This window comes from Hymenobacter sp. UYP22 (assembly GCF_040547285.1).
In the GTDB taxonomy this organism is placed as follows: domain Bacteria; phylum Bacteroidota; class Bacteroidia; order Cytophagales; family Hymenobacteraceae; genus Hymenobacter.
This window is the reverse complement of record NZ_JBEPPK010000018.1, coordinates 86,166-111,242: the sequence shown is the minus strand read 5'-3', so window position 1 is coordinate 111,242 and position 25,077 is coordinate 86,166. Positions and strand designations below refer to the sequence as shown.

The following is a 25,077-nucleotide window of genomic DNA, read 5'->3' as shown; positions in this document are numbered from 1 at the left end:
TGTCTGGAAAACTGGCTCGCTCTGCATTGGCTCGCATTTACGACACTCCTGCTGCGTAAAATCAACAAGCAACCGACTTCCTAAACAGCTTCATTACATAAAAGGCATACTTCCTTGGGATTATCCACAAGAATCATTGATTACGTTGTGCCATTGGTGTCATTGGAAACTCCACGAGTTTGCCCGTGTTCCATTTTACGACAGTAGCAGTATGATTCACCCATACTATTTAACACCTTGTAAACGATGCAATGGCGCTGGCGTATTTCCCGAATTTAAACATGTGCAATTAGGCTTGTGCTTTGAATGTAAAGGGGCAATGTACAAGGAACTCGTTTAAACACGTCTCATCACTCAAATTTTAATTGCATGAAGAATCAATTGATTAAATTTTTGTTGTTATCAACAATCCTTGTATTAAATTCTATCCCATCGATAGGACAACAAATCGGTCACACAAGAATACAGATTCAAGAGCATTTCAAAAAAGGCGGTATTTCATGTAGAAACGAAAGCTTATTTTCAAATAAAAATATCGATAACAATCTCCTAATAACGACTAACGATTTTGGAAGTATAGAATTTGTATTCACAAACGAAATTTGCTCTACAATCATGTATGTACCGAAAGATTTTAATAAAGCACAATGGTTTATTAAAAAGCTTAATGAAAGATTTTTAAGCAATGATAACAAAAAGTGGAAAGGAGTTGAGAATGACAAGCTTGTTGAAACAAAAATTTATTACACTAACAGTAACACTGTAATCTTTGTTAAAAAATCACTTCAGTAGAAGCCCGCTGTCGCTCGGCTGCGCCGAGTAACGCCTACGCTTGAGCAGCTATGCGGTGTTTCCGTCCACACTGCCAGAACAACCCACCTGCTGAACCTTTTGCCGTATCTTCGCAGTAGTACAGCTACTTAACCTTGCTGCATCATGGGAACCACCGACAACAAGCCAACGCCAACAGAACCTACTAACCTCACCAAAGAGCAGCGGCTGGCCCAAGCCCGCGAATATGCCAGACAGTTCAAGTTTGACACGCTCAGCGAAGAGGATTTGATTCGGCTGCGCCGTAATGCCTACAAGTATGCAATCTGACCTATTAGTCAATCTCTAGCGCCCAATTCAACGTCATGAAACTCCGCGACAAGTATCCCCAACTACGGGATCCGGCTTTCATTAAAAATATGGTGGTGCGGTCCGTGTTCGGTTCGATGGCACTAGAGAATCAAACTGTTTCGCTACAGAAGCTAGAGGAATTGTACGACCAGGCTCAACGGCAGCGGCCCTTCACTCCAGGGGCTGCAACTGGTGTTTGATTAGCTCCGTCAACGCATCCAGACCATAGGTATCTCCAAGCCGGATGGCTTGGAGATATTTGTTTCTGCTGTCTCCTCGTTCGCGGGTATACAGGACTACCTCCCGGTAGCCGTTGTTGTAGGCCAGCACGTTTGTGAGCAAGCGAGCAGTTCGGCCGTTACCATTCGTGAAGGGATGAATGTGTACCAGCTTGTGATGGGCATAGGCCAATAGCTCAGCCACTTCATATGGGTTAGCGGAATCAACCTTACTCTGGCGAAACCTCAGCTCATCGCCGAACTCATACATCAGCATAGGCACCTTTTCCGCTTCCGGTGGCACATAAGCGCCGACGTTCAGAACCGTTGTGCGCCACTTGCCGGCCCATTCGTACAGATGACCAAAGGCAATCCGATGAATGCTCTGTATGAAGAAAGCTGACAGTTCTACCGGAAAATCCAGTTCTTCCAATATGTAAGTCTCGGCAGTTGCTACGCCCAATGCCTCCTGCTCATTCAGTTGGTTTTGGTCAGCGATACCAAGCAGGTTGTCCTCTGGCGCGTCAGTGTAATGTCCCATCCCGATTAGATCTTTTGTAGAAGCAAAGCTGCAATACGCAGTCATTATGTCACAAATTATTATGATTAATTTATAAAAACAAGCCAAAAAGTCAGCAAAACCATCCTCGCACCCCGTTTGCTAGTCCTCTCGTAGACCTTCCACTGCAAAGTCTCACCCTACGACGAAAGCGAACCATGAACTTTAATAACTATACCATCAAGGCGCAGGAGGCCGTGCAGAAGGCCACTGAAATTGCCGGGGGCAATCAGCAGCAGGCCATCGAAACTGGCCACCTGCTGAAAGGCCTCTTCCAGAGCGACGAGAATGTGCTGTCGTTTCTGGCCAAGAAGCTGGGCGTGAACCTGAACATCCTCACGCCCCGCCTCGACGACATCGTGGCCGCCTACCCCAAAGTAAGCGGGGGCTCGCCCTACCTCGCCAACGAAGCCGCCGCCGCTTTGCAGCGCGCCACCGGCTTCCTGAAGGAGTTCGACGACGAATACGTGTCGGTGGAGCACCTGCTGCTGGGGCTGCTGGGCGGCAAGGACGCCGTGGCTACCCTGATGAAGGACGCTGGCTTCAACGAAAAGGACCTCAAAGCAGCCATCAAGGAGCTGCGCGGGGGCCGCAAGGTGAACAGTCAGTCGGCCGAGGACCAGTACCAGAGCCTGAACCGCTACGCCATCAACCTCAACGAGCGGGTGCGCTCGGGCAAGATGGACCCGGTTATCGGCCGCGACGAGGAAATCCGCCGCGTGCTCCAGATTCTGTCGCGGCGTACCAAGAACAACCCGGTGCTGCTGGGTGAGCCGGGCGTGGGCAAAACCGCCATTGCCGAGGGCCTGGCCCAGCGCATCGTGGCCGGCGACGTGCCCGAAAACCTCAAGGACAAAACCCTTATGAGCCTGGACCTGGGCCTGCTGGTGGCTGGGGCCAAGTACAAGGGCGAGTTTGAGGAGCGCCTCAAGGCCGTTATCAAGGAAGTAACCGACTCGGATGGGCAGATTGTGCTCTTCATCGACGAGATTCACACCCTGATTGGGGCCGGCGGCGGTGGCGAAGGCGCCATGGACGCGGCCAACCTGCTTAAGCCCGCCCTGGCGCGGGGCGAGCTGCACGCCATCGGGGCCACCACGCTCAAGGAGTACCAGAAATACATTGAGAAGGACAAGGCCCTGGAGCGCCGTTTCCAGGCCGTGGTGGTGGATGAGCCCACCGTGCCCGATGCCATCAGCATCCTGCGCGGCATCAAGGAAAAGTACGAGTTGCACCACGGCGTACGGATTACCGACGACGCCGTAATTGCCGCCGTGGAACTGAGCAGCCGCTACATCACCGACCGTTTCCTACCCGATAAGGCCATTGACCTGATGGACGAGGCGGCCGCTAAGCTGCGCATCGAGCTAAACTCCATGCCTGTGGAGCTGGATGAAGTGCAGCGCCGCATTATGCAGCTGGAAATTGAGCGCGAAGCCATCCGGCGCGAGGAAAACCACGACCGGGAGAACGTGCTCAACAAGGAAATTGCCGACCTCTCGGCTCAGCGCGACACGCTGAAAGCGCAGTGGGAAAACGAGAAATCGGCCCTCACCAGCGTGCAGACCGAGAAGGAAAACATTGAGCGCTACAAGCTGGAAGCCGAGCAGGCCGAACGCCAGGGCGACTACGGCCGCGTGGCCGAGCTGCGCTACGGCAAAATTCAGGAAGCCGAAGCCAAACTGAAGGAGCTGCAGGCCCAGGCCGAAGCCCAGAAGGACGGCAGTTCGATGCTGCAGGAAGTGGTAACCTCCGAGGACATTGCCGAGGTGGTAGCCAAGTGGACCGGTATTCCGGTGAGCAAGATGCTGCAGTCGGACCGGGACAAGCTGCTGAATCTGGAGAACGAGCTGGGCCGCCGGGTAGCAGGCCAGTCGGAGGCCATTGCGGCTATTTCGGATGCGGTGCGCCGCTCCCGGGCTGGCTTGCAGGACCCCAAGCGGCCCATCGGCTCGTTCATCTTCCTGGGTACTACCGGCGTGGGTAAAACCGAGCTGGCGAAGGCCCTGGCCGAGTACCTGTTCAACGATGAAAACGCCATGGTGCGCATTGATATGAGCGAGTTTCAGGAGCGCCACGCCGTATCGCGCCTGATTGGGGCACCTCCCGGCTACGTGGGCTACGACGAAGGCGGGCAGCTGACCGAAGCCGTGCGCCGCAAGCCCTACTCGGTAGTGCTGCTCGACGAAATTGAGAAGGCCCACCCCGACGTGTTCAACATCTTGCTGCAGGTGCTGGATGATGGCCGCCTCACCGACAACAAAGGCCGGGTGGCGAACTTCAAGAACACCATCATCATCATGACCTCCAACACCGGGGCCGACATCATTCAGCAGAATTTCAAGGAGCTGAATGAATACAACCACGACGAAGTGGTGGACCGCACCCGCGAGGAAGTGGTGGACCGCCTCAAGCAGCACATGCGTCCCGAGTTCCTGAACCGCATCGATGAGATTGTGATGTTCCAGCCGCTCAAGCGCAAGGAAATCCGCAAAATTGTGGACATCCAGTTCCGCCAGATTCAGCAACGTCTGGAGGAAGCTGGTATCCGCCTGGAAGCCACCGACGAGGTGCTCGACTACCTCGGCGAGCAGGGCTTCGACCCCACTTTCGGGGCCCGGCCGCTGAAGCGCGTACTGCAGCGCATGGTGCTCAACGAGTTGTCAAAAGACATTCTCTCGGGCCGCGTGAGTAAGGATGCGGTGGTGGAAGCTGTGTTGGAAGACGGGCACATCCGCTTCGTGAATGTGGAGCTGCCCACTGTTGGATAAGTAGATAGAAGTAAACAGCAAAAAGCCCCGCTGGCACTATGCCGGCGGGGCTTTTTGTTGCTTACTTGTTTCGGTTTTTGCGGGCCTCCCGCCGCAGCATCTTATTGCGCAATTCCCGACCCTGGCCGAAGTGTTTGGGCTTGAGCTGGGCGCGCCATTTAGCCGGAATGGGGGCACCAGCCTGGGAAGCGGCCACCAGTTCGGCGTACTTGGCGTTGGAGTACGGTGCATTATGCACGAACATGTAGGTAACGCCGCCAATAGCCAGCCCCAGCCCGGCAATTACCGCTCCCGCCGACGGCTTGTTCTCCTCGTATTGGCCCGTGTTGATGTTGTACTGCCGGTCGGCCTCACTGCTGCCCGACAGTAGCCGCGCGGCCGGCAGTATTGCCAGCACGGGCAACTGCCCCACGAGCCGCTTACCAGCAAACAACGCTGCCACCGCATCCAATGAATCGGCCAGCGTGTAGCCGGAGGTAGCCACTCCTGCGAAGGGAATACTGATTTTGGCGGGTGCGGTAGATTTGGTTGTATCAACCGGCATCGGTACACCGGTAGCCAGCAGCGGATTGACATCGGAGGCCATGCCGCGCAGGGGTACAAACTCACCTTTCAGTCGCCGACGGATGTTGGGCGGCAGGTGGCCGGTAGCGGCCAGGTCGCGCATTATCATGCGCTCCTTACTCCACCAGAACCCGATGCTTTTGTTCAGCCCAATGCCCACAAACGCCGTACCCGCTACTACGCCCGGCGTCCAGACGCCGGCGCTGGTGGATTGCTGCGCGGGCAGAATGGAAGCCGCCAAGCTGGCTATTCCCAACCCCAGCCAGGCTGCGGCCCCACCACGCCGGCTCTTGAACAGCTCATGCACGGCCCGGGCCGTATCGGCGCGGGTCAAGGTTATTTCGGTGGGTGCCACGGGCAGCGGCTGAGTCGTTTGGGCCCGGCTGATAGTGCTTGCGCACAGGGCTCCTACCAGTAATAGTACTCGTTTTCTCATAGCTAAAGTCGGGTAAAGGATTCGGTAAATTTATCATCCTGCTCTGATGAAGCCGTGATATTATTATCTGAATAACCAGAATATTTACTTTATCTTACCCCCTTGTATTTATAGCACATTTTATGTGCGTATTTCCCGGAAGCTTTCTTTATATCCTATTGCCTGTTTTAGCTGATTACAAGTTTCTACCCTGCTTTTCTCCCACCTGATGCCTAAGCAGAGCATCTACTTTGCGGGCCTGTTTTGTTCTTTTTTCCACCCCTCATTCATTTTTGCATGATTCCAACAGTACAGCATGCGACAACCCACCGTTGGCAGGTTGTTAAAAACCGCAGGTGGCTGCCTTTAGCGGCGGCGGCTTGCGGCCTACTGGTTAGCCCACTTACCCAGGCGCAACAGCGGCTAGGTAATGAGGCTACCATGTCTTCTAAAGCCGCTAGGCCCGCCCCTGGCCGAAAAGCGCAGAAGGTGCAGGCCAGCATCAGCTCTACCGCCGCCGGGGGCAACTGGAGTAGCCCGGCCACCTGGGTAGGTGGCGTGGTACCCACCGCCACCGACGACGTGACGGTGGTGGGCGGCGCAACTGTGACGGTGGACGTGGCCGCTAGCTGCGCCTCGCTCACTATCAACAGCACGGGCTCGTTGCTGACTTCAAGCACCACGGTTTACCAAGTGCAGGTGGGTGGCAGCGTACTCAACAATGGCACCCTGGACCTGAGCGCCAGCAGCGCCGTGGGCTCGGACCTGCGCTTTACCGGCGCGGGCAACGCCAATTTTAGTGGCTCCGGTACCACCGACCTGCAGACGATGACGCTGGCCAAATCGGCCCGGACGGATGTGGTGGAGATGAACCTCCCCACGCTTTCGGTGAAAGGCTCAACCACCACCGGCGACGGATTCCTGCTGACCCGGACCACAGGCACCACGCCCGCCGATGACATGACCGGCACCCTGAAAATTTCGGGTACCAGCACGGTTAGCAACAAGGTGTTTGCCACGACTGCCTACATTATTCCCGCTACCGGCGGTGTTTGGCTAAACAACGCCAACTTCACGGTGGCAGGTCAGACAGGCTCCGGCACCGTGAATGGCTTGTTGCGCGTATCGGCGGGTACCTATAACGTAGGCACTGGCGCGGGCAACTCCCTGGGCTTCGGTAGTGGGGCCATTTACACCCAGGAAGGCGGCGCCCTGTCTACCACGGGCCGCTTTAACACCATCAACCCCATTACCTTTAACCTGAGTGGGGGTACGCTTACGGTTGTAAATATTGCGGCCGGCAACACCTCCTCAACCAATGCCAGTTTTGGGCTGGTCAACAGCACGGCGGCCAACGTGCAGAATATTTCCGGCGGCACCATTATTCTGGCCCGCGCCGCTACCGCCTTTGACTATTCGGTAAACGGCACCATGAACTACACCGGCGGGGTAGTGCAGGTAGGCTCAGCCAGCACCGCAACTACCGCCACCATCTTCAAGCTCTCGGGTAATTTACCGGGGCTGACGGTGGACAATACCACTACTGCCAAAACGGCCCAACTGGCTTCCAACACTGGCGCGGGTATTCTGGCTTCCGGGGCGGCAACGGTGGCGGGGCCCATTGTTATCAACAGCGGCTCAACGCTGGATTTGAACGGCTTTGAGCTAACGCACCGCGGTATTTCACTACGAAACGACGGCACCCTGACGGCCAACGCGACGACCAGTAAGCTGACGATGGCCGGCACGGCACCCCAGACTATTGGCGGAAGCGGTACTTTCTCGGTTGTTACCAACCTCACCCTCAGCAACACGGCGGGCCTGACGCTTGACGCTCCTTTGGCGGTGAACCGGCTGAACCTGATAGCTGGCAACCTGCTAAACGCCGGTAACCTCACGGTAGGCAGCGGCACTGCTACTGCCAACGTCATTCAGCTAGGCAGCGCGGCTGGCACCACGGCCGCTAGTAGCTTCGATGTGGCCCCCAAGTTTAACATTGGCACGGGTACGTTGGAGCTGATTTATGCCGCTGAAGCAGCTGGCCGTAGCACTGGCTTTGAAATTCCAGCAACCCGCAGCGTAGATTATCTGACCATCGCCAACCCCAGCGGCGTAACACTGGTACGCGGCAATCTTACGGTGCGCGGCGACGGCACTCGCTCACTGACATTGACCAGTGGGGTACTGAGCACCTCCGAAGCTAATACTCTGATTCTGGCCGAAACGGCCGGCACGCCGCCCACAGGCTCGGCAACCAGCTTCGTGCGGGGCCCGCTGGCCATAACGGTAAACAGTACTACCCCCGTGAGCCGCACTTTCGCCATTGGCGACGGTCCGGGCTGGCGGCCAGTCGTGCTGGGCGGCATCACCACCTCGGGGGCGCAAACTTTTACGGCCACGATTATTAGTGGTGCTACGGGCGGCTCGTTGTCGGGGTCGTTGTCCTCACTGAACCCCACGCGCTACGTGCGCATTCAGAACACGGCCGCCCTGCCGGCTTCGGCTACGGTGCAGCTCAGCTACGGCGGTGATGATGTAGTAGGTGGCACGCTCACGTCGGTAGTGGCCCAGGCAGCTACGGCTAATGGCACCTACGCCAGCATTGGTGGTACTGCGGCTTCGGCTCCTACTACCGGTTGGGTATCCAACCAGCCTATTACGCCCGGCAACGACTTTTTTGTGCTGGCTAATACGGAAGGTGGCTCCCTGGCCTCCTCGGTAGCCAGCGTGTGCAGCGGCTCTAACACGGGCACACTCACGCTTAGTGGCAACGTGGGCACCATTACGGGCTACGAAGCCAATACGGGCAACGGCTTTGTGGCCGTACCCGGCACCAACACCGGGACAACGCTGGTGTTTAGCAATCTGACCCAGACGACGACTTTCCGGGCCGTTATCCGGACTGTGGATAACCGTATTGTGTACTCTTCCGCGGTGACGGTGACGGTAACGGCCGGTCCGACGGCTACGCTCACGGCGGCCACGCCCACCACGTTCTGCGGCTCGGGCACGCTTACCCTGAATGCTACTCCCGTTACCGGTGCTACTTACCAGTTTCTGCTGAACGGGCAGCCCATCAGCGGTGCTACTTCGGCCACGTATACCGCCACCGTAACGGCCAGCGGCGCTTACTCAGTTGTGGTGACTACGGGCGCTTGCTCAGCTACCTCTGCCGCCATTCAGGTGACGGTGAATCCTGGCGCTTCGGCCGCTTTCAGCTACGCCAATACCACGTTCTGCCAGAGCGGCACCAACCCTATCCCCACGGTTACGGGCACGGCTGGCGGTACCTTTAGCAGCACCACTGGCCTGGCCATTGACGCAACTACGGGAGTTATCAACCTGGCAGCCAGCACGGCCGGCACCTACACGGTGACGTACAGCGTGGGCGGCACCTGCCCTGGGTCGGCAACGGCTACGGTAACCATTACCAACGCGGTAACGGCTGGTTTCAGCTACGCGGCTGCCACCTACTGCACGTCAGCCATTGGTACGGTTACACCTACGCTGGCCGCCGGTGCAGCCAGCGGCACGTTCAGCAGCACGACGGGCCTGACAATTGATGCCACTACCGGTGCCATTACGCCCAGCACTTCCACTCCCGGCACCTATACGGTGACCAACACAGTGGCGGCTTCGGGTGGCTGCGCGGCGACTACGGCCACCACCACGGTAACCATTACGGCACCGGCTACTGCCGCCTTCAGCTACCCCAGTACAGCTTACTGCACCTCGGCTACGGGCAACATTGCGCCAGTGCTGGCTACCGGTGCCACGGCTGGTACTTTCAGCGCCACGGCTGGCCTCACGCTCAACCCCGCCACGGGGGCCATTACTCCTGGCACCTCTACGCCCGGCACGTATACCGTAACTAACACGGTGGCAGCTTCGGGTGCTTGCGCGGCGGTAACGGCTACTTTGCAGATTACCATTACCGCTCCGGCTACCGCCGGCTTCAGCTACGCTGCCACAGCATATTGCACTAGTATCAGCGGAACCGTTGCCCCTACCCTGACCAGCGGCGCTACCGCGGGCACGTTCAGCTCCACGGCCGGGCTTACAGTGGATGCTGCTACGGGCACCATCACGCCTGGCACTTCTACCCCCGGTACGTACACCGTTACTAATACTGTAGCAGCTTCGGGTGGATGCGCCGCCGTAACAGCTACAGCTACCGTGACTATTACGGCTCCGGCCACTGCCAGCTTCAGTTACGCAGCTACAGCGTATTGCACTACGGCTACCGGTACAGTTGCGCCTACGCTGGCTGCTGGTAGCACTGCCGGCACATTTAGCAGCACGGCCGGCCTGACCATCAATGCCGCTACGGGTGCTATAACGCCCGCTACTTCTACTCCGGGTACCTACACCGTAACCAATACGGTGGGGGCTTCGGGTGGGTGCGCTACGGTAACGGCCACCGCTACCGTAACCATTACGGCGCCGGCTACGGCTGGCTTCAGCTATGTCAATGCCAGCTACTGCACTTCGGTTGCGGGTGCTATTACGCCTGCCCTTGCTAGCGGAGCCACAGGCGGCACGTTTAGCAGCACAGCGGGCCTCACGCTAAATGCTACTACCGGGGCCATCACGCCCGGCACCTCCACCCCCGGCACCTACACCGTTACCAACACGGTAGCTGCTTCGGGCGGGTGCTCAGCCGTTATGGCTACCACCACGGTAATCATCAACGCTACGCCGCCGCAGCCAACAGTGTCGGTACGCTACAATGGGGCTGTGACTACGCTTACCAGCAGCTCCGCCACGGGCAACCAGTGGTACCTCAACGGCACGCTCATTCCCGGGGCTACCGGCCAGGACTACGTGGTAAACTCGGCCGCCCAGTACGGCACGTACACGGTGGTGGTAACCAACGCCGCAGGCTGCGCCTCGTTGGCTTCGACCACGCAGGTAGTAACTACCAATTTGAAACCCCTGGCTGGTACCTCGCTCACGCTCTACCCCAACCCCACTACCGATGGGCTGGTAACCGTGAAGCTGGCGGGCTACAGCAAGGCCGTGGAGCTGACGGTGTACAACGCCATCGGGCAGTCGGTGCGCACGCTCACGGTGCCCGCCGGCCGCCTGGAGCAGCCCCTGGATTTGTCGCAGCTGCCCACGGGCGTGTACGTCCTGAAAGCCCGCACGGAAGGGGGCCTGGATGTACGCCGCATCGTGAAGCAGTAGTCGTCCTGACGTTGCTTTGATGAACTCCTCGTCGGCCTGGCCGGCGGGGAGTTTTTTTGTTCTGACCGCTGGGCAACCCTTTCTACACCAGCCAACAGAGCCACCCGCCTTGGGTCTGACTGCGGTAAATAACACAAGATGCTGATATTTGGCCCCCGCTCCTTTCCATCAGCACCTTGTATGTCCGTTTTCACCACTTACCTGCAACTGGGGTTTCACCACATTTTTAACCTGCGCGCCTACGACCACCTAGTGTTCCTGCTGGCCCTGTGCGCGCCCTACGTGCTGCAGGATTGGCGGCGGGTAGTGGCCCTGGTAACCAGCTTCACGGTGGGCCACTCCATTACGCTGGCCCTGGCTACGCTGAACGTGGTGCAGTACTCGCCCACGCTGATTGAAGTGCTGATTCCGGTGACCATCGTGCTAACCTGCGTGCTAAACCTGGCGCGGGCCGGCAGTGGGGCGGGCCGCATAGCTGATCGTCCTACCCCCCAGCCCCTGGTGCTAGCCTTGCCCAACCTGCTGGCCCTGGTATTTGGGCTGATTCACGGCCTGGGCTTTTCCAATTACTTGCGCGAATTGCTGGGCCGGCAAAGTCGCCCGGTGCTGGAGCTGCTGAGCTTCAACCTGGGTGTGGAGTTGGGCCAACTGGTTATTGTGCTGCTGATTTTGCTGCTGGGTTTTGTATTGCTACGGGTGCTGCGCGTGCACCGCCGCGACTGGCTACTGGTCACCAGCGGAGCCGCGCTGGGCATTGCCCTCGTGCTGCTGCTGGGGCAGTTGCTGGGGTAAACCAGATGTGTAGTATCTTCCGGCTGCGCTATCTGCAACCTCACGCTGCCTGGTGTGTCTTTCGCCGCACGCGGCGCGGGTAGTTTTTCCGGGACCGTTTTGCTTGTTATTGCCGCTTTTTTCTCCCCTTCATTGCATATGCTGAAACAACCATTGCTGGCCGCCGGGCTGGTGGCGCTGCTGGCCCTGCCGGCTGCGGCGCAGAACACCAACTCCGGCACCGACAAATTCGCGCAGCTGGAAACCCTGCTGCCCACGCCCAACACCTACCGCACGGCTTCCGGGGCTCCTGGCAACCAGTACTGGCAGCAGCGCGCCGACTACAACATTCGGGTAAAGCTGGACGACGCGAAACAGTCAATTTCCGGCGACGAGGACATTACCTACACCAACCTCTCGCCCGATGTGCTCACCTACCTGTGGGTGCAGCTAGACCAGAACGTGCTGGACAAGAACTCCATTACGGCCGCCACGGAAGTAGGCCAGATTCAGCAGCGCATGCCGTTTCAGGCCCTGGAATACCTGCAGAAGAGCGAGTTTGACGGGGGTTTCAAGATTGCCGAGGTGAAGATGAAAGGCGGCAAGGCCCTGCCTCACGTCATCAACCACACCATGATGCGCATTGATCTGCCCACGCCCCTGCGGCCCAAGCAGGCCGTCACGTTCAGCATCAAGTGGAGCTACAACATCAACGACCAGACCAAAATCAACCAACGCTCGGGCTACGAGTACTTCCCGGAGGACAAAAACTACCTCTACGAAATTGCCCAGTTCTACCCCCGCATGGCGGTGTACTCGGATAATCAGGGCTGGCAGCACAAGCAGTTCCTCGGTAACGGGGAGTTTGCCCTGCCCTTCGGCGACTACCGCGTGAGCATTACGGCCCCCGCCGACCACGTGGTGGGCGCCACCGGTACGCTGCAGAACGCCTCCGAGGTACTTTCCTCAGCCCAGCGCCAGCGCCTGGAGCAAGCCAAATCGTCCAACAAGCCCGTGCTCATCGTGTCGCCGATGGAGGCGGAGCGGGCCGAGCAGAACCGCGCCAAAGGCACCAAAACCTGGACCTACGCCGCCAAAAACGTGCGCGACTTTGCCTGGGCTTCTTCGCGGAAGTTTATTTGGGATGCCATGGGCGTGAAGCAGAACGGCGTGCCGGTGATGTGCATGAGCTACTACCCCAAGGAGGGCAACCCTTTGTGGGGTAAGTACTCCACCGAGGTTATTGCGCACACCATCAAAACCTACTCCAAGTTCACCATCCCCTACGCTTACCCGGTGGCCATTTCGGTGCACGGGCCGGTGGGCGGTATGGAGTACCCGATGCTGAGCTTCAACGGTGGCCGCCCCGAAAAGGACGGCACCTACTCGGCCGACCGGAAATACGGTATGATTTCGGTGATTATTCACGAAGTGGGCCACAACTTCTTCCCCATGATTGTGAACTCCGATGAGCGGCAGTGGACGTGGATGGATGAGGGCCTGAACACCTTTGTGCAGTACCTCACCGAGCAGGAGTGGGAGCGGAACTACCCTTCGCGCCGCGGCGAGCCGGCCAACATTGTGGCGTACATGCAGTCGGATAAGAGCCTGCAAACGCCTATCATGACCAACTCGGAGTCGGTGCTGCAGTTTGGCAACAACGCCTACGGCAAGCCCGCTACGGGCCTCAACATCCTGCGCGAAACCATCATGGGCCGGGAGCTGTTCGACTACGCTTTCAAGGAGTACGCCACCCGCTGGGCCTACAAGCACCCCACTCCCGCCGACTTCTTCCGCACGATGGAAGATGCCTCGGGCGTGGACTTGGACTGGTTCTGGCGCGGCTGGTTCTATACCGTGGATAAAACCGACTTGGCCATTGACGGCGTGAAGTGGTACACGGTGGACTCCAAGAACCCCGAAATTGAAAATGCCCGCAAGCGGGAGCTGATCAATAAGGCGCCCCAGAGCATTTCCCAGCAGCGCAACCTGCAGGACATCAAGAAAACCCTGGTGGACGACAAGCCCGAGCTCAAGGATTTCTACAACCAGTACGACCCGCTGGCTACCACCGAAGCCGACAAGCAGCGTTACCAGCAGATGGTAAAGGGCATGAGCCCTGAGCAGCAGCAGCGCCTCAACAGCGGCCTGCACTTCTACGAGGTGAGCCTCAAGAATAAGGGTGGCCTGACCATGCCGGTAATTGTGCAGATGACCTACGAGGACGGCAAGCAGGAAATCATGAACATTCCGGCCGAAATCTGGCGCAAGAACAACGCCGAGGTAACCAAGGTATTCATCACTGAAAAGCCGGTGGTAAGCTTCGTGCTGGACCCCTTCCTGCAAACTGCCGACACAGACCTCTCGAACAATGCCTGGCCCCAAAAGGCCGCGCCCTCGCGTTTCGAGCTGTTTGAGTACCAACAGCGCGCCCAGCCCAACCCCATGCAGCAGCAGTCGGCCCTGCAGCAGAAGGAACAGAAGCCGGTCAATTCCACGGGCGGCGGTACCAACTAGCCTTTGCCCGCTGACAAGCAATAAAAAAAGCCTTCCTGATCAGGAAGGCTTTTTTGTTACGCGTTGGCCTCGCTGGCGGCGGGCCAATAGTCGCGTAGCAAGCTTTGCAAGTGCCCGATGGTGAGCAGGGCGGAGCGGAAGTGCAGCAACGGCGTGTTTACATCACCCACGATGACTTCAATTTCGGACGAGTCTGAGTACCACAGAATACTGATTAGGGCGCGGCCGAAGTTGCGGCAGACCACGTGCCCTTTGTTTTGCCAGGCCTCGGGGCACTCGGAGGAATCACGGAAGCCCAACTCCAGTAAATCGGCTAATACCATACACAAATGTCTTCGAAGAGAGAGGCAAAATTACGAGGTTACTCGGAGTAGCGCAAAAGGCCAAGTGGTTCTAGGTAGCTGTTCTGGACGAGGAGCGCAGAATCATAGACGAAGGGCTTCCGGCAACGCCTGAGCTACCGGCCGGCCGCCTACTGCCAGCCCGGACGGTAGTCGCGCTTCACGAAGCGGTTTACTTCCTCGAAGTTGGTTACGCGCAGTTGTTGGGGGGCCCAGAGCAACTCAATGCCGCGGCCGGGATAGTCGAAGCCCGAACCGGTGGCTCTGGGCCGCTGCACATCGTAACCCCGAATGGCCAGGTTGGCCATGAGTAGCGCCTCGGTGAGCGGGCCAGCTACTTCAAAGGGAGAGCTGAGGTAGTGGTTGCCGTAGCCGGCCAGGCAGGCTTCTACCCACTGGGCGTAGTGCCCCTCGGCACCGCCCGGCACCCGGGCCAGGGTGGGCTTGGTGCGCACTTCCTGGGTGCGGGCGGTGGGCAGCAGGCGGGGCTCGGCAGCGTAGGTGCTGGCCATCATCTTGCCCTTCTTCCCGATGAACAGGATGCCGTTGCCCCCGTCGCCGAACAACTCGTTGGGGCCCAGCTCGTCCGGGCGCTCCGGCTGAATGCCCCCGTCCATCCAGTGCACCGTTATTTCCTGCTTGGTTTTGGCGGTTTTGGGAAAGGTTAGGATAACGTGGCTGGAGGGCGGACAGCTTTCCGGGAAATAGCCGCGCTTAAATTCATCCACGTACACGCTGCCCACGCTGGCCTGCACGGCACTGGCATACTGCAGGCCCAACACCCGGAAGGGTGCCTCCAACAGGTGGCAGCCCATGTCGCCGAGGGCACCGGTGCCGTACTCCCACCAGCCGCGCCAGTTAAAAGGCACCAGCTTATCCACGTAAGGCCGGGAAGGAGCCGTGCCCAGCCACAGGTCCCAGTCCAGCTCCGGGGGTACGGCCGTAGCGGCGGCTGGCCAGGCAATGCCCTGGGGCCACACGGGCCGGTCGGTCCAGCAGTACACGGTGTGCACGTTGCCAATCACGTTGTCGTCGTACCACTCCTGCAGCTGGCGCACCCCGTCGCCGGAGGCTCCCTGGTTGCCCATTTGGGTGACTACGTGGTAGCGTTTAGCCGCTTCGGTGAGGGCGCGCGCCTCGTAGATATCGTGGGTGAGTGGCTTTTGCACGTACACGTGCTTGCCCAGCTGCATGGCGGCCAGCGTAACCGGCGCGTGGTTGTGGTCGGGCGTCGATACCGACACGGCATCGAAGTTCTTGGCTTCTTTATCCAGCAGCTGCCGCCAGTCCTTATAATACTTGGCCTGCGGAAATGCCTGCACCGAGCGGGCCGCCCGCCGGTCGTCTACGTCGCAGAGGTAGCCAATGCGCACCTTACCGGTTTTGGCAAATGCGGCTATGTCACTTTCTCCCTTACCTCCTACGCCTACCCCGGCCACAACCAGCTGGTCGCTGGGAGCGGTGTAGCCCTTGCCCCCTAACACGAAGCGCGGCACAATCATGAAGGTGGCGGCGGCAGCGGCACTTTGCTTGATAAATTCGCGCCGGGAAGGCGAGGTGGGAAGTTGGCTCATGACTACGACTATGAATGAATAGAGAATCAGAAATGTAACGCCCGACCGGCGCGGGCCTACGCTGGCCGGGCGCTTGATCAACACCCCCGGCAGCCGGCAGCTCAAGGTACTGAATACAGCCGTACTAACTAGCTCAGTATAAGCACAACTGCGGGTAGTAGCTGCTCCGGTGTACGCTCCCGGCCGAATTAGGCGGTGCGCACCCCCTGACAGCCTACTCCGCGCCGCCTAATTCTGATAGACAAGCTCTTCCGCTACCGGCTCCGCGTTTCTTAGTAGCTTGAACCATACTTCCACTCCATCCTTTTTGCTATGGGACTTCTTGACGGCCTGCTGGGCAATGCTTCCGAAACCGATGCGCAAGACATGCAGCTGGAGCTGCAACAGCTCCTTTCCCCTGGTGAGCAGGTGCGCAACGCCTACGCCGTGTTGCGCGACCTGATGGTGTTCACCACCAAACGCCTGATTATGATTGATAAACAGGGCGTAACGGGCAAAAAGCGCGAGTACCTAAGCTTGCCCTACCGCAGCATCGAGCGGTTTTCGATGGAAACCACCGGCCACTTCGACCTCGACGCGGAGCTGAAAATATGGGTGCGCGGGCAGACCGAGCCCATCAGCAAAACCTTCCGGGGCGACAAAAACGTGTACGACGTGTACCGGGCGCTGAGCGAGTTTGCTATTTAACTGTTGGTTGGTAGTTGCCGGTTGTCAGTTCCTTCTTTCGCTGGACTACGTACTGACAATCGACAACTACCAACCGAAACTAACCCAATGGCTCGATTCACTGCGGCCCACGCCCTGGCACAGGCGCAACAGCACCCGCTGATTCCGGTTTTCTACCACGCTCAGGAGGAGTACGCCCGTACCGTACTGGCCGCCTGCTACGAAGCCGGCGTCCGGCTGTTTGAGTTTACCAACCGGGGACCCGAGGCCCATGCTATTTTCAGCCGCTTGCAGCGCTTTGTGGAAGCCGAATACCCCGACTTGCTGCTGGGGGCGGGCACCATTTTTACGGCCGAGGAAGCAGGCCGCTTCATTGAAGCCGGGGCCGACTTCGTTATTCAACCCGTCACCAGCCCTGATGTAGCCGCCATTTGCCGCAGCCACGATTTAGCCTGGCTACCGGGAGCCCAAACCCTGAACGAAGTATACGAAGCTCACCGCCTGGGCGCTACGCTGGTAAAGCTGTTCCCCTCGGCCTACCTCACGCCCGCTTACCTTAGCATTCTGCGCGGGCCGCTGCCCCAAGTGCCCCTCATGGTTACGGGTGGTATTCAGCCCACTACTGCCAGCCTGCAGGAGTGGAAGGCGGCTGGTGCAACCTGCGTTGGTATTGATGCCCGCCTGCTCGACACCTCCGACGAAGCCCTGCTCACGGCCCAGGTGCGGGAGCTGTTGACGGTGTTGCGACCCGCAGTTTAGCCACCCTAGCAGATGCAACTTTATGGCTCGGCCGGGGCTCGTTCAGGAACAACCCCATAAGGCAGGCTCACATGCAAAATCTAGTACCCTTAGCCCTCGGTGCCCTACTGCTGGGCACTCTTGGCGGCTGCGACGACCCTGGTTCTACGACCATCCACAGTAACTGCACGAAGGGCCGTGTAATTGGCGGGAGCTGCAACGGCACGCTTATTCAGCTAACCAGCGGTGACCTAACACTAGGCAAGACGATTACCTATACTGGCAACATCTACTACAATGTGGTTGGTACTTACTCTGTGTTGCCCGCCAACACGGCTGCCGGCACTGAGCTGACCTTCCAGCTACGCTCACCCACGGAGGCGGAGGCAGCCCCGCGGCCTTGCTTGGCTATTTATCAGGAGTTTGACGTTCCGCAATTAGTGGTAGAAAACGTAGGCTGCCAGCGTTAGCGCTCAGACGCAGCAACGCAAACACGTAACATCCGGAGACACCGGATGCGCGCAGTAGCCTACTTTGTATGCTGAGCCCCTAAGCACAACGAGCTACACGTAAGGTACAGCACGTTTTCCCTGACCCCATATCGAAAAAGGCCCCTACTTGAACAGTAGGGGCCTTTTTCAGTTAGATAATTTCTTGGAGCTACCCGCCCACCACCGGCGCGTCAGGGGCGGGCACGGAAGGGTTGTATTGGGGCGTCTGAGACTGTAGCTCGGCCTTGGTTTTGCCTTTGCCATCCTTAAAATCAGAGCGCTTATAGGGGCGGATAATGAGGCGTAGAGCTTTATCGGAGCTGAAGTAGCTGATGGCCCAACCCACCAGCGTAACCACTTTGTTGCGGAAGCCCACCAGCGTCATCAAATGCACGAACAGCCAGGTCAGCCACCCGAAGAAGCCGCCGAAGTGCTTGTCGCCCGGCAAATCGACCACGGCGCGGTTGCGGCCCACAATGGCCATACTACCCTTGTTGGTATACTGGAATGGCTTGAGGGTTTCGCCGCGCAGCAGCCGCTTGAAGTTGTCGGCTAGCTGCTCGGCCTGCTGAATGGCCACGGGTGCCAGCATGGGGTAGCCACGAGGCATTTCGTCGGTTACCATGTTAGCCACGTCGCCAATGGCATACACATTCTGGAAGCCAGTCACGCGGTTCACCGTGTCCACGTTTACGCGCTTGTTGCGGGCCACGGCGACTTCGGGCAAGCCTTCCAGGGCCGCCCCGTTCACGCCGGCCGCCCAAATCAGGTTTTCCGTCCGGATAAACTCGGTATCAGAGTAGTAAAGCTTACCCTCCTCGAAGTGCTTGGCCTGGGTGTTGAGCCGCACGTGAATGCCCATTTCCTCCAGATACCGCTTGGCCTGCACCTGCGAGTCTTTGCTCATAGGCCCCAGCACTTCCCCGCCCGACTCCACCAGGTAAATTTCCATCTGCTTGAGGTCCAGCTCGGGGTAATCCTTGGGCAGAACGTCCTTGCGCATCTCCGCCAGGGAGCCGCAAATTTCTACGCCCGTGGGCCCGCCGCCTACCACCACCACGTTCATCAGGGCTTGCCGCCGGGCCGGATCTTCGGTAAGGATGGCTTTTTCAAAGTTCTGGAACAGGTAGCTGCGCAGATTCAGGGCGTTGGGTACGCTCTTGATTTGCATGGCGTTCTGCTCGATGCTGGTGAGGCCGAAGAAGTTAGTGAGCGAGCCGGTTGCCACTACGAGGTGGTCGTAGCGGATGTCGCCGATATTGGTGGCAAGCGTGTTGGTGGCCGTATCTACGCGTTGCACATCGGCCATGCGGTAGAAAAAATTAGACTGGCCCGCGAAGATTTTACGGATGGGGTAGGCAATACTGTCGGCTTCCAGGGCTCCGGTAGCTACCTGATACAGCAGCGGCTGAAAGTTGTGGTAGTTGTTGCGGTCAATAACCACCACCTGTACGGGTGCATCGGCCAGGTCTTTGGCCAGGCGCAGGCCGGCAAAGCCACAGCCAATAATCACAATTCGGGGCTGGGAGGTACGCGGTAAGTTGGTATCCATAGCAAGCAGGGCAAAGGTCAAACACCTGCTGTACTGAATATGCGCGTGAATGGTTGAATGCCCAGAAGGTTGCAGCGGCGAATAGGTGGACCGTAGTTGCGAAGCCCCAAAGAAGCACAAAGCCCCTGGCGGCCGCGTTGGCGCCAGGGGCTTTGTGCTTCTTAAGAATTCAGACTTGGTGCCGGACGGGTTGCTACGGCTTGCAGCCTCGTCATGAGGGCTCAACTTAGTAATCTACGCCTTCCTTCTTCTTGAACTCCCCGCTTTTCACCTGATTGATGAGCTGCAGCCAGCTGAACGGGTTGAGCAGCGGGTTGTTGGTGGCGGGAGTAGCCCCGAAACCCATGCGGCGCTGCTGGTCGTTTTGCTGGGCCTGCATAGTTTGGCGGTAGTTGCCCATGCTGGTTACCGGCAAGGTATTGAACATGCGACGCATCACCTTCTCGTTGAGCTTGTCGGCCGGCGTGCGGTCGGCCTCCGAGGGCGCTTTCATGGCCAGGAAGGCTTCTTTGAAGGCCCGCTCGGTGGCATACGGGAAGATGCGCACTTCCGGCAGCACCGTGGCATCTTCCTGCAACGATACAATAACGGAGTAGCTCTGCCGCTGATAATCCTCGGGAATGATGACGTACTGGTTACGGTAGCCCAGGCTGCGGATTACAATACTATCCCCGGCCAGCACGGGCAGAGAAAAGTAGCCGTAGGGGTTGCTGGCCGTGCCGCGCCCCGCCTTGGGCACGAAGATGGCCGCCCCCGGTACGCCCAGCAGGGAGTCGCCGGAGGCCACAATGCCGCTGAACTGCACCACCCGGCGCTGCCCCTGGGCCCGCGCCCGGCCGGGCGCCAGCAGCAATACGGCCAGCAGCACGCCCACTACGGCAGGAAATATCAGGAAACGAAATCGGGCCACAACAGACATACAAGGTGTTACGAGTTACCAAAGATACGGCACTTTCGGGGGCCGCTGATGGGTTTGTGTATAAATTCGGGCCGGGGCTCCGGTGGGGCCACCCTTTTGCATTTCCCTCTAGATGCGTCTGAAACACTTTACCGTTGCATTCGGCCAGCAACTCTTCAAAGCCCTGGGCGACGACTCGCGGGTACGCATCCTGCATCTGCTCTGGCGCAACCAGGAAATGTGCATCTCTGACCTGGAGCAGGTGCTGGATTTCAGCCAGACCAAGACTTCCCGCCAATTATCGTACCTGAAAAATGCGGGTTTGGTGAATTTTCGGCGGCTGGATAACTGGGTGTTTTACTTTATCAAGGACGAAGCCCATGACTTTTTGCACCAGTTGCTCGGCTACATGGAGCGGGACCCCCAGCTGCAGCACGACCAGAAGATTTACCAAACGCTCTGGTCGAACCGGGAACTGGCCGCGTATAAGCTGCAAAACCGCCGCTGGACCGGCCAACCCTAACTCCTACCGCCCCCGTGAAGTCTGCCGATTCCGTAGTTCGCCTGTTTGTATGTAGTGCCCAGAAGGATGAGGTGGGCAAAGGCGTGGCCCGGGCCCTTAAGATAGAGCTGAAAAAGCAGGGCCTGAAAAAACTGTTTACGGGCGGCGAGAAGCACAAAGTCAGGGTTCAGACCTGCAACTGCCTTGACCTGTGTAAGCAGTGCAAAAAAGGCCCTGGCGCCGCCCTCATTGTGCACCCGGAGGGCACCACCTACGGCAACGTGAAGCCCAAAGACGCCGCCGAAATTGTGCAGGAGCATTTGGGTGAAGGCCGGGTAGTTGAGCGGCTGCGCATTGACTGAGGTAAAACGCCGCGCTGCCTGCTCGTATTCATGTCATCTTCTCATCACGCCAATCAGTGAAATACCGCCATATTTTCTTCGACCTTGACCACACGCTGTGGGATTTTGAAACCAACGCCGACGAAACTCTGCGCCATCTGTTTGCGGAGCACAACATCAGCCGGCACGGGGTGTCGGTGGATAAGTTTATCAAGGAGTATTCCGACATCAACCACGGTTTGTGGCGCTTGTACCAAAACGGTAAAATCACGCAGCAACAGCTACGCACCACCCGGTTCCCGCGCACCTTCACGCAGCTCGGGCTACGGGAGGAAGACTCCCCGGCCGGTATTTCGGAGCAGTTTACGGATATTCTCCCCCAGAAAAAGGCCGTATTTCCTTACACCTACGAGGTGCTGGACTACCTCCGCGACAAGGGCTACCAACTCCACCTGATTACCAATGGCTTCCGGGATATTCAGTACGTGAAGCTTAACGCCTCCAACCTCACGGAGTATTTTCAGGAAATTGTCACCTCCGAGTGCTGTGGACACCTCAAGCCCGACTGCCGCATTTACGAGCACGCGCTGGAGCGCACCGGTGCCACGGCTCAGGAAAGCATTATGATTGGCGACAACCTGGAGTGCGACGTGCTGGGGGCTTATAATGCCGGCCTTGATCAGGTGTACTTCAACCCCAGCAAGCGCCGCCACTTCAACCAGATTACTTACGAAATCAGCTGTCTGAGCGAGTTGAAGGAGATTTTGTAACGCAGCTTATTCCAGCGCCACCACGGTTTTTACGGCCCCCGAATACTCTATCAGCTCCGGCGTAAGCCGGAAGCTGCGGCCGCCCATGCTTTTGCCGTACAATTCCATATCTACCGGCGACTGGCGGCCCCACCCGCCTTCCTCGGGGCTGCCACTGGTTTCTTCAACCTGCAACACGGCCCCACGCTTTTGGCCCAGGCCGGCGCACAGCTTATCGGCCGCTTTCAGGGCATTACGCATGGCTATCAGGGTGGCCTCGCGGTGCAGGCTATCGGCGTGGGTATTGGAATAACTCAGCTGCCGGATGCGACTGACGCGAGTTTGCAGCAGCGTTTCCATAAACGCCTCCAGGCGGCTCAGGTCGGTGAGGCTAACGGTGAGAGACTGTGTAGCCTGAAAGCCGACGAACAGCTCTTTGTCGTTGCGGTAGGTGTACTCCTTATTAGTTGATACGCTGCTCGTGCGCAGGGCCTGAGCATTTTTGAGAAACGGCCTCACCGCTCCCGTAACATGCTCAATAACCTGTTGCACCTCTGCTGTTGCATCTTTCAGCCGAGGTTTGGTGAAGGATACTTCCACGGTAATTTCGGCTTGGTCGGGGTAGGCGGATACGTTACCATACCCCGAAACGCTGATCTGGCGAGGTAGCACCGTGGATGAGCTAGAAGGCGAACAACCAATTATCAATAAGGGTAGACAGCAGAGTAGGAAGCGCATGGAACACATGGTTAAGTGGATACACCCAGGGCGGTAAATAGGTCAGATAAACGCACTACTGCAAACTTCCTATATACCTTTGCCGCATGATTCGCTTACTTGGATTTTCGGGTCGGCGCGGCAGTGGCAAAGACACCGCCGCCCGGCTGATACAGCAGTTGCAGCCCCAGCAATGCTGGCGTATTCGCTCGGTGGGAGAGCCCATTAAGGCCGTGTGCGCGGCCCTGGCCGGCGAGGGTACGGCCCCCTACTTTTCCCAGCAGGGTAAAGCCGAGAAACTCCCCGCCTTCGGGCGTACCCGGGGTGAAATGCTCCAGCAGGTGGGCCTGGCCCTGCGCCAGTGGGAACCGGATATCTGGGTGCAAGCCTTCTTCTCCCAACTACCCACTGAGCAGCACACCCTGATTCCGGATGTGCGCTTTCCCAATGAGGCCGACCTCATCCGCAGCCGGGGCGGCCTGATGGTGCGCGTAGAGGGCGACCCGCTCCACCAGCGCGGCGACGGTACCCGCGACGACGAGCACCTGAGCGAAACCGCCCTTGACCAGTACCCTAACTTCGACTTCACCATTCACAACTCCGGCTCCCTGGCAGACCTGGAGTGGCAGGTACGGGCCCTACTAGGGCAGTTGTAAGTGAAGGCTAACTCGCTCCACTAATGGTACGTGAGCCTATCTTCAGCTTCTGGCTTAGAGCGTGGGTGCAGCCGATTATCGGAGCTGCTTTTCTGTTAAGTGTAGTGTGGCTGGCAGCTCAGCGTTGGCGCACCTTGCATGGAACTCCTGCTACTGCAATAGTGCACGCGTTGCCAGGGCTAGTTGGCTCAGGCAAAAGCAGCACTTACGAGGTTGTGATAAGGTATGCCCTCCCGCAGGAGCACGTCAGGATTGCCCGCATGCTTACCAATCAGAGTGCTTTCAAGAAACTGAATGTAGGTAGCAAAGTATCTGTCCGTTACGCTGAAAACCAAGCCCAAAAGCCGCTGCTAGAGTCCGAATGGAGTTTTAACGGCGAAATGATTGTGCTTTCAATTGGGGCATTATTCTTTTTCCTGTCGGGTCTGCACGCCAATACAGCTTGGCGCAAGCGTCGCCGGGCAGGATATCTACCGTAGCCATTAGTATGAGGAAAAAAGTCTTATTTCTGCTTTTTGTCCTTGGTATAATAGCATATCTACTGTGGTTGAAACCGGTCCGCTCGATGGTCTTGTATGCTTTTTCTGACAGTTTCGCGGCTACTTGGTCCTTGACTTTGTATGCGAATGGGCAGTTCCATATTGTATTGCCATCATTAACGGAAGGTGGCCGCTTCCAACTCCGCGGTGACACTGTAGAGTTATTCTATAATGCTCCAGCTATTGCTTTACCAGCCGCTTACTACATCAACCGGCAGCGTAACAGACTGGAGGAGTTACATCGAATAGGCGCCCATTGGTCTATTAGGAAAAATGCCGCGTCAATAGAAATTCAGCAAGACTCAACCAAATATTACCAGTACAGGCAAGCTAAACCGTAGCCTAATATGGCTACAAGCTCCACAGAACACCGCACACCGATGGGCGTAAACTCAGAATTTTACGCCTATTCACGCTTTGACTTATGTGCGGCCGTTACACATTTATTGCTCCGCCGGGTTTGGTGGAAGACCGGTTTGACGCCATGTTTGCCGAGCCGGTTGCTCCTACCTACAACGCGGCCCCTTCCCAACACCTGCCGGTCATCACCAACACCGCGCCCGGCCAGATTCAGCTCCTGCAGTGGGGGCTGGTGCCGGCCTGGGTGAAAGACCGCACCTCAGGTCCCCAGCCCATCAACGCCCGCGCCGAAACCCTCTCCGAGAAGCCCTCCTTCCGGCAGTTGCTCCAGCGCCGCCGCTGCCTGGTACTGGCCGACAGCTTCTATGAGTGGCAGCAAAAGGAAGCCCACGGCCTGCCTCCCAAAACGCCCCACCGCATCCTGTTGAAATCAGCGGAGCCTTACGCCTTTGCTGGTCTTTGGGACGAGTGGGTAGACCGTGCCACGGGGGAAGTGCTGCCTACGTTCACCATCGTCACGACTGAACCGAACGCCCTAATGGCACCTTTACACCACCGGATGCCGGTTATTCTGGAAAGCCGGGCGGCGGAACGGGCCTGGTTAGATGATGGCCTTTCGGCGCAGGAACATCAGCAGCTACTGCACCCCTATCCGGCGGAGCTGATGCAGGAATATGTGATTAGCAAGCTGGTAAACTCCCCGGCCCACAATGAGCCGGCCGTGTTGGAGCCGGTGCAAGCAGCCTGAACAACTACCCTGTTTGCCTTGATTTGGAACGGTGAGCCAGGCTCCGGTGTCTGGCCCACATCCGGCATTTCGCTCTACCTT

Annotated in this window: 22 protein-coding genes; 15 read left to right on the top strand and 7 right to left on the bottom strand. The window is 58.0% G+C overall.

What is annotated here, in order from left to right; genetic code table 11:
- Window positions 1-369: 369 nt before the first annotated feature.
- Both ABIB60_RS20790 and ABIB60_RS20785 read left to right on the top strand, forming a co-directional pair.
- Entirely contained in the window at window positions 370-792 is a 423-nt protein-coding gene (locus tag ABIB60_RS20790; protein ID WP_354582292.1) for a hypothetical protein, read from the top strand.
- 144 nt (window positions 793-936) lie between these two features.
- Window positions 937-1,101: a hypothetical protein gene (locus ABIB60_RS20785; RefSeq protein WP_354582291.1), complete on the top strand. Its 165-nt coding sequence runs from the start codon at window positions 937-939 to the stop codon at window positions 1,099-1,101.
- 192 nt (window positions 1,102-1,293) lie between these two features.
- Here the strand turns inward: ABIB60_RS20785 and ABIB60_RS20780 are convergent, their stop codons facing one another.
- The gene (locus ABIB60_RS20780; protein ID WP_354582290.1) at window positions 1,294-1,926 is read right to left on the bottom strand and encodes a Fic/DOC family protein; all 633 of its coding nucleotides are present in this window, start codon (window positions 1,924-1,926) and stop codon (window positions 1,294-1,296) included.
- A 131-nt stretch (window positions 1,927-2,057) separates the two neighbouring features.
- Between ABIB60_RS20780 and clpB the strand changes: the two genes are divergently transcribed.
- Entirely contained in the window at window positions 2,058-4,670 is a 2,613-nt protein-coding gene (gene clpB / locus ABIB60_RS20775) for an ATP-dependent chaperone ClpB (protein WP_354582289.1), read from the top strand.
- Window positions 4,671-4,731: 61 nt separating this feature from the next.
- Here clpB and ABIB60_RS20770 read toward each other — a convergent pair whose 3' ends face one another.
- Complete coding sequence (locus ABIB60_RS20770) at window positions 4,732-5,670, bottom strand: hypothetical protein (protein ID WP_354582288.1); 939 nt, start codon at window positions 5,668-5,670, stop codon at window positions 4,732-4,734.
- Window positions 5,671-6,090: 420 nt separating this feature from the next.
- Between ABIB60_RS20770 and ABIB60_RS20765 the strand changes: the two genes are divergently transcribed.
- From ABIB60_RS20765 to ABIB60_RS20755, 3 genes are all read left to right on the top strand, one after another.
- The gene (locus tag ABIB60_RS20765; protein ID WP_354582287.1) at window positions 6,091-10,836 is read left to right on the top strand and encodes a beta strand repeat-containing protein; all 4,746 of its coding nucleotides are present in this window, start codon (window positions 6,091-6,093) and stop codon (window positions 10,834-10,836) included.
- Window positions 10,837-11,016: 180 nt separating this feature from the next.
- The gene (locus tag ABIB60_RS20760) at window positions 11,017-11,628 is read left to right on the top strand and encodes a HupE/UreJ family protein (RefSeq protein ID WP_354582286.1); all 612 of its coding nucleotides are present in this window, start codon (window positions 11,017-11,019) and stop codon (window positions 11,626-11,628) included.
- Between the two features lie 138 nt (window positions 11,629-11,766).
- Window positions 11,767-14,124, top strand: coding sequence for a M1 family metallopeptidase (locus tag ABIB60_RS20755; RefSeq protein WP_354582285.1), 2,358 nt, complete (start codon window positions 11,767-11,769; stop codon window positions 14,122-14,124).
- Window positions 14,125-14,180: 56 nt separating this feature from the next.
- Here ABIB60_RS20755 and ABIB60_RS20750 read toward each other — a convergent pair whose 3' ends face one another.
- Both ABIB60_RS20750 and ABIB60_RS20745 read right to left on the bottom strand, forming a co-directional pair.
- Entirely contained in the window at window positions 14,181-14,447 is a 267-nt protein-coding gene (locus ABIB60_RS20750) for a hypothetical protein (protein WP_354582284.1), read from the bottom strand.
- A gap of 149 nt (window positions 14,448-14,596) precedes the next feature.
- Window positions 14,597-16,039: a Gfo/Idh/MocA family protein gene (locus ABIB60_RS20745; RefSeq protein WP_354582283.1), complete on the bottom strand. Its 1,443-nt coding sequence runs from the start codon at window positions 16,037-16,039 to the stop codon at window positions 14,597-14,599.
- A gap of 312 nt (window positions 16,040-16,351) precedes the next feature.
- Here ABIB60_RS20745 and ABIB60_RS20740 point away from each other — a divergent pair, with 312 nt between their 5' ends.
- From ABIB60_RS20740 to ABIB60_RS20730, 3 genes are all read left to right on the top strand, one after another.
- Entirely contained in the window at window positions 16,352-16,726 is a 375-nt protein-coding gene (locus ABIB60_RS20740; protein ID WP_354582282.1) for a PH domain-containing protein, read from the top strand.
- Between the two features lie 87 nt (window positions 16,727-16,813).
- Complete coding sequence (locus ABIB60_RS20735) at window positions 16,814-17,464, top strand: beta/alpha barrel domain-containing protein (RefSeq protein WP_354582281.1); 651 nt, start codon at window positions 16,814-16,816, stop codon at window positions 17,462-17,464.
- A gap of 71 nt (window positions 17,465-17,535) precedes the next feature.
- On the top strand, window positions 17,536-17,913 hold the full coding sequence (locus ABIB60_RS20730) for a hypothetical protein (RefSeq protein ID WP_354582280.1): 378 nt from the start codon (window positions 17,536-17,538) through the stop codon (window positions 17,911-17,913).
- Window positions 17,914-18,103: 190 nt separating this feature from the next.
- On the opposite strand, the gene ABIB60_RS20725 is transcribed toward ABIB60_RS20730, so the two are convergent.
- Both ABIB60_RS20725 and ABIB60_RS20720 read right to left on the bottom strand, forming a co-directional pair.
- Window positions 18,104-19,486 (bottom strand): NAD(P)/FAD-dependent oxidoreductase, encoded by a 1,383-nt coding sequence (locus ABIB60_RS20725; RefSeq protein WP_354582279.1) that lies wholly within the window; start codon window positions 19,484-19,486, stop codon window positions 18,104-18,106.
- A 226-nt stretch (window positions 19,487-19,712) separates the two neighbouring features.
- Window positions 19,713-20,396, bottom strand: coding sequence for a carboxypeptidase-like regulatory domain-containing protein (locus ABIB60_RS20720; protein ID WP_354582278.1), 684 nt, complete (start codon window positions 20,394-20,396; stop codon window positions 19,713-19,715).
- 121 nt (window positions 20,397-20,517) lie between these two features.
- Here ABIB60_RS20720 and ABIB60_RS20715 point away from each other — a divergent pair, with 121 nt between their 5' ends.
- From ABIB60_RS20715 to ABIB60_RS20705, 3 genes are read left to right on the top strand one after another with little or no spacing between them, the layout of a single operon-like run.
- Entirely contained in the window at window positions 20,518-20,907 is a 390-nt protein-coding gene (locus ABIB60_RS20715) for an ArsR/SmtB family transcription factor (RefSeq protein WP_354582277.1), read from the top strand.
- 14 nt (window positions 20,908-20,921) lie between these two features.
- Entirely contained in the window at window positions 20,922-21,248 is a 327-nt protein-coding gene (locus tag ABIB60_RS20710) for a (2Fe-2S) ferredoxin domain-containing protein (protein WP_354582276.1), read from the top strand.
- A gap of 56 nt (window positions 21,249-21,304) precedes the next feature.
- Window positions 21,305-21,997, top strand: coding sequence for a YjjG family noncanonical pyrimidine nucleotidase (locus ABIB60_RS20705; RefSeq protein WP_354582275.1), 693 nt, complete (start codon window positions 21,305-21,307; stop codon window positions 21,995-21,997).
- Window positions 21,998-22,003: 6 nt separating this feature from the next.
- Here ABIB60_RS20705 and ABIB60_RS20700 read toward each other — a convergent pair whose 3' ends face one another.
- Window positions 22,004-22,648, bottom strand: coding sequence for an SIMPL domain-containing protein (locus tag ABIB60_RS20700; RefSeq protein WP_354582274.1), 645 nt, complete (start codon window positions 22,646-22,648; stop codon window positions 22,004-22,006).
- A gap of 152 nt (window positions 22,649-22,800) precedes the next feature.
- On the opposite strand from ABIB60_RS20700, the gene ABIB60_RS20695 reads away from it, so the two are divergent.
- The 3 genes from ABIB60_RS20695 (at window position 22,801) to ABIB60_RS20685 (ending at window position 24,996) form a co-directional block, all read left to right on the top strand.
- Window positions 22,801-23,349: a hypothetical protein gene (locus ABIB60_RS20695; RefSeq protein ID WP_354582273.1), complete on the top strand. Its 549-nt coding sequence runs from the start codon at window positions 22,801-22,803 to the stop codon at window positions 23,347-23,349.
- 23 nt (window positions 23,350-23,372) lie between these two features.
- Window positions 23,373-23,828 carry a DUF3592 domain-containing protein gene (locus ABIB60_RS20690; protein ID WP_354582272.1) on the top strand — a complete coding sequence of 152 codons (456 nt, stop codon included), beginning with the start codon at window positions 23,373-23,375 and terminating at the stop codon, window positions 23,826-23,828.
- Between the two features lie 484 nt (window positions 23,829-24,312).
- Complete coding sequence (locus ABIB60_RS20685; protein ID WP_354582271.1) at window positions 24,313-24,996, top strand: SOS response-associated peptidase; 684 nt, start codon at window positions 24,313-24,315, stop codon at window positions 24,994-24,996.
- Window positions 24,997-25,077: the final 81 nt, after the last annotated feature.

Bases quoted from the DNA above. Each gene is read 5' to 3' on its own strand.
- ABIB60_RS20690 (WP_354582272.1), top strand. From the start codon at position 23,373: ATGGTACGTGAGCCTATCTTCAGCTTCTGGCTTAGAGCGTGGGTGCAG.
- ABIB60_RS20750 (WP_354582284.1), bottom strand. From the start codon at position 14,447: ATGGTATTAGCCGATTTACTGGAGTTGGGCTTCCGTGATTCCTCCGAG.
- ABIB60_RS20695 (WP_354582273.1), top strand. From the start codon at position 22,801: ATGATTCGCTTACTTGGATTTTCGGGTCGGCGCGGCAGTGGCAAAGAC.
- ABIB60_RS20755 (WP_354582285.1), top strand. From the start codon at position 11,767: ATGCTGAAACAACCATTGCTGGCCGCCGGGCTGGTGGCGCTGCTGGCC.
- ABIB60_RS20765 (WP_354582287.1), top strand. From the start codon at position 6,091: ATGTCTTCTAAAGCCGCTAGGCCCGCCCCTGGCCGAAAAGCGCAGAAG.
- ABIB60_RS20730 (WP_354582280.1), top strand. From the start codon at position 17,536: ATGCAAAATCTAGTACCCTTAGCCCTCGGTGCCCTACTGCTGGGCACT.
- ABIB60_RS20745 (WP_354582283.1), bottom strand. From the start codon at position 16,039: ATGAGCCAACTTCCCACCTCGCCTTCCCGGCGCGAATTTATCAAGCAA.
- ABIB60_RS20770 (WP_354582288.1), bottom strand. From the start codon at position 5,670: ATGAGAAAACGAGTACTATTACTGGTAGGAGCCCTGTGCGCAAGCACT.
- ABIB60_RS20785 (WP_354582291.1), top strand. From the start codon at position 937: ATGGGAACCACCGACAACAAGCCAACGCCAACAGAACCTACTAACCTC.
- ABIB60_RS20715 (WP_354582277.1), top strand. From the start codon at position 20,518: ATGCGTCTGAAACACTTTACCGTTGCATTCGGCCAGCAACTCTTCAAA.
- ABIB60_RS20740 (WP_354582282.1), top strand. From the start codon at position 16,352: ATGGGACTTCTTGACGGCCTGCTGGGCAATGCTTCCGAAACCGATGCG.
- ABIB60_RS20725 (WP_354582279.1), bottom strand. From the start codon at position 19,486: ATGGATACCAACTTACCGCGTACCTCCCAGCCCCGAATTGTGATTATT.
- ABIB60_RS20760 (WP_354582286.1), top strand. From the start codon at position 11,017: ATGTCCGTTTTCACCACTTACCTGCAACTGGGGTTTCACCACATTTTT.
- clpB (WP_354582289.1), top strand. From the start codon at position 2,058: ATGAACTTTAATAACTATACCATCAAGGCGCAGGAGGCCGTGCAGAAG.
- ABIB60_RS20685 (WP_354582271.1), top strand. From the start codon at position 24,313: ATGTGCGGCCGTTACACATTTATTGCTCCGCCGGGTTTGGTGGAAGAC.
- ABIB60_RS20780 (WP_354582290.1), bottom strand. From the start codon at position 1,926: ATGACTGCGTATTGCAGCTTTGCTTCTACAAAAGATCTAATCGGGATG.
- ABIB60_RS20790 (WP_354582292.1), top strand. From the start codon at position 370: ATGAAGAATCAATTGATTAAATTTTTGTTGTTATCAACAATCCTTGTA.
- ABIB60_RS20735 (WP_354582281.1), top strand. From the start codon at position 16,814: ATGGCTCGATTCACTGCGGCCCACGCCCTGGCACAGGCGCAACAGCAC.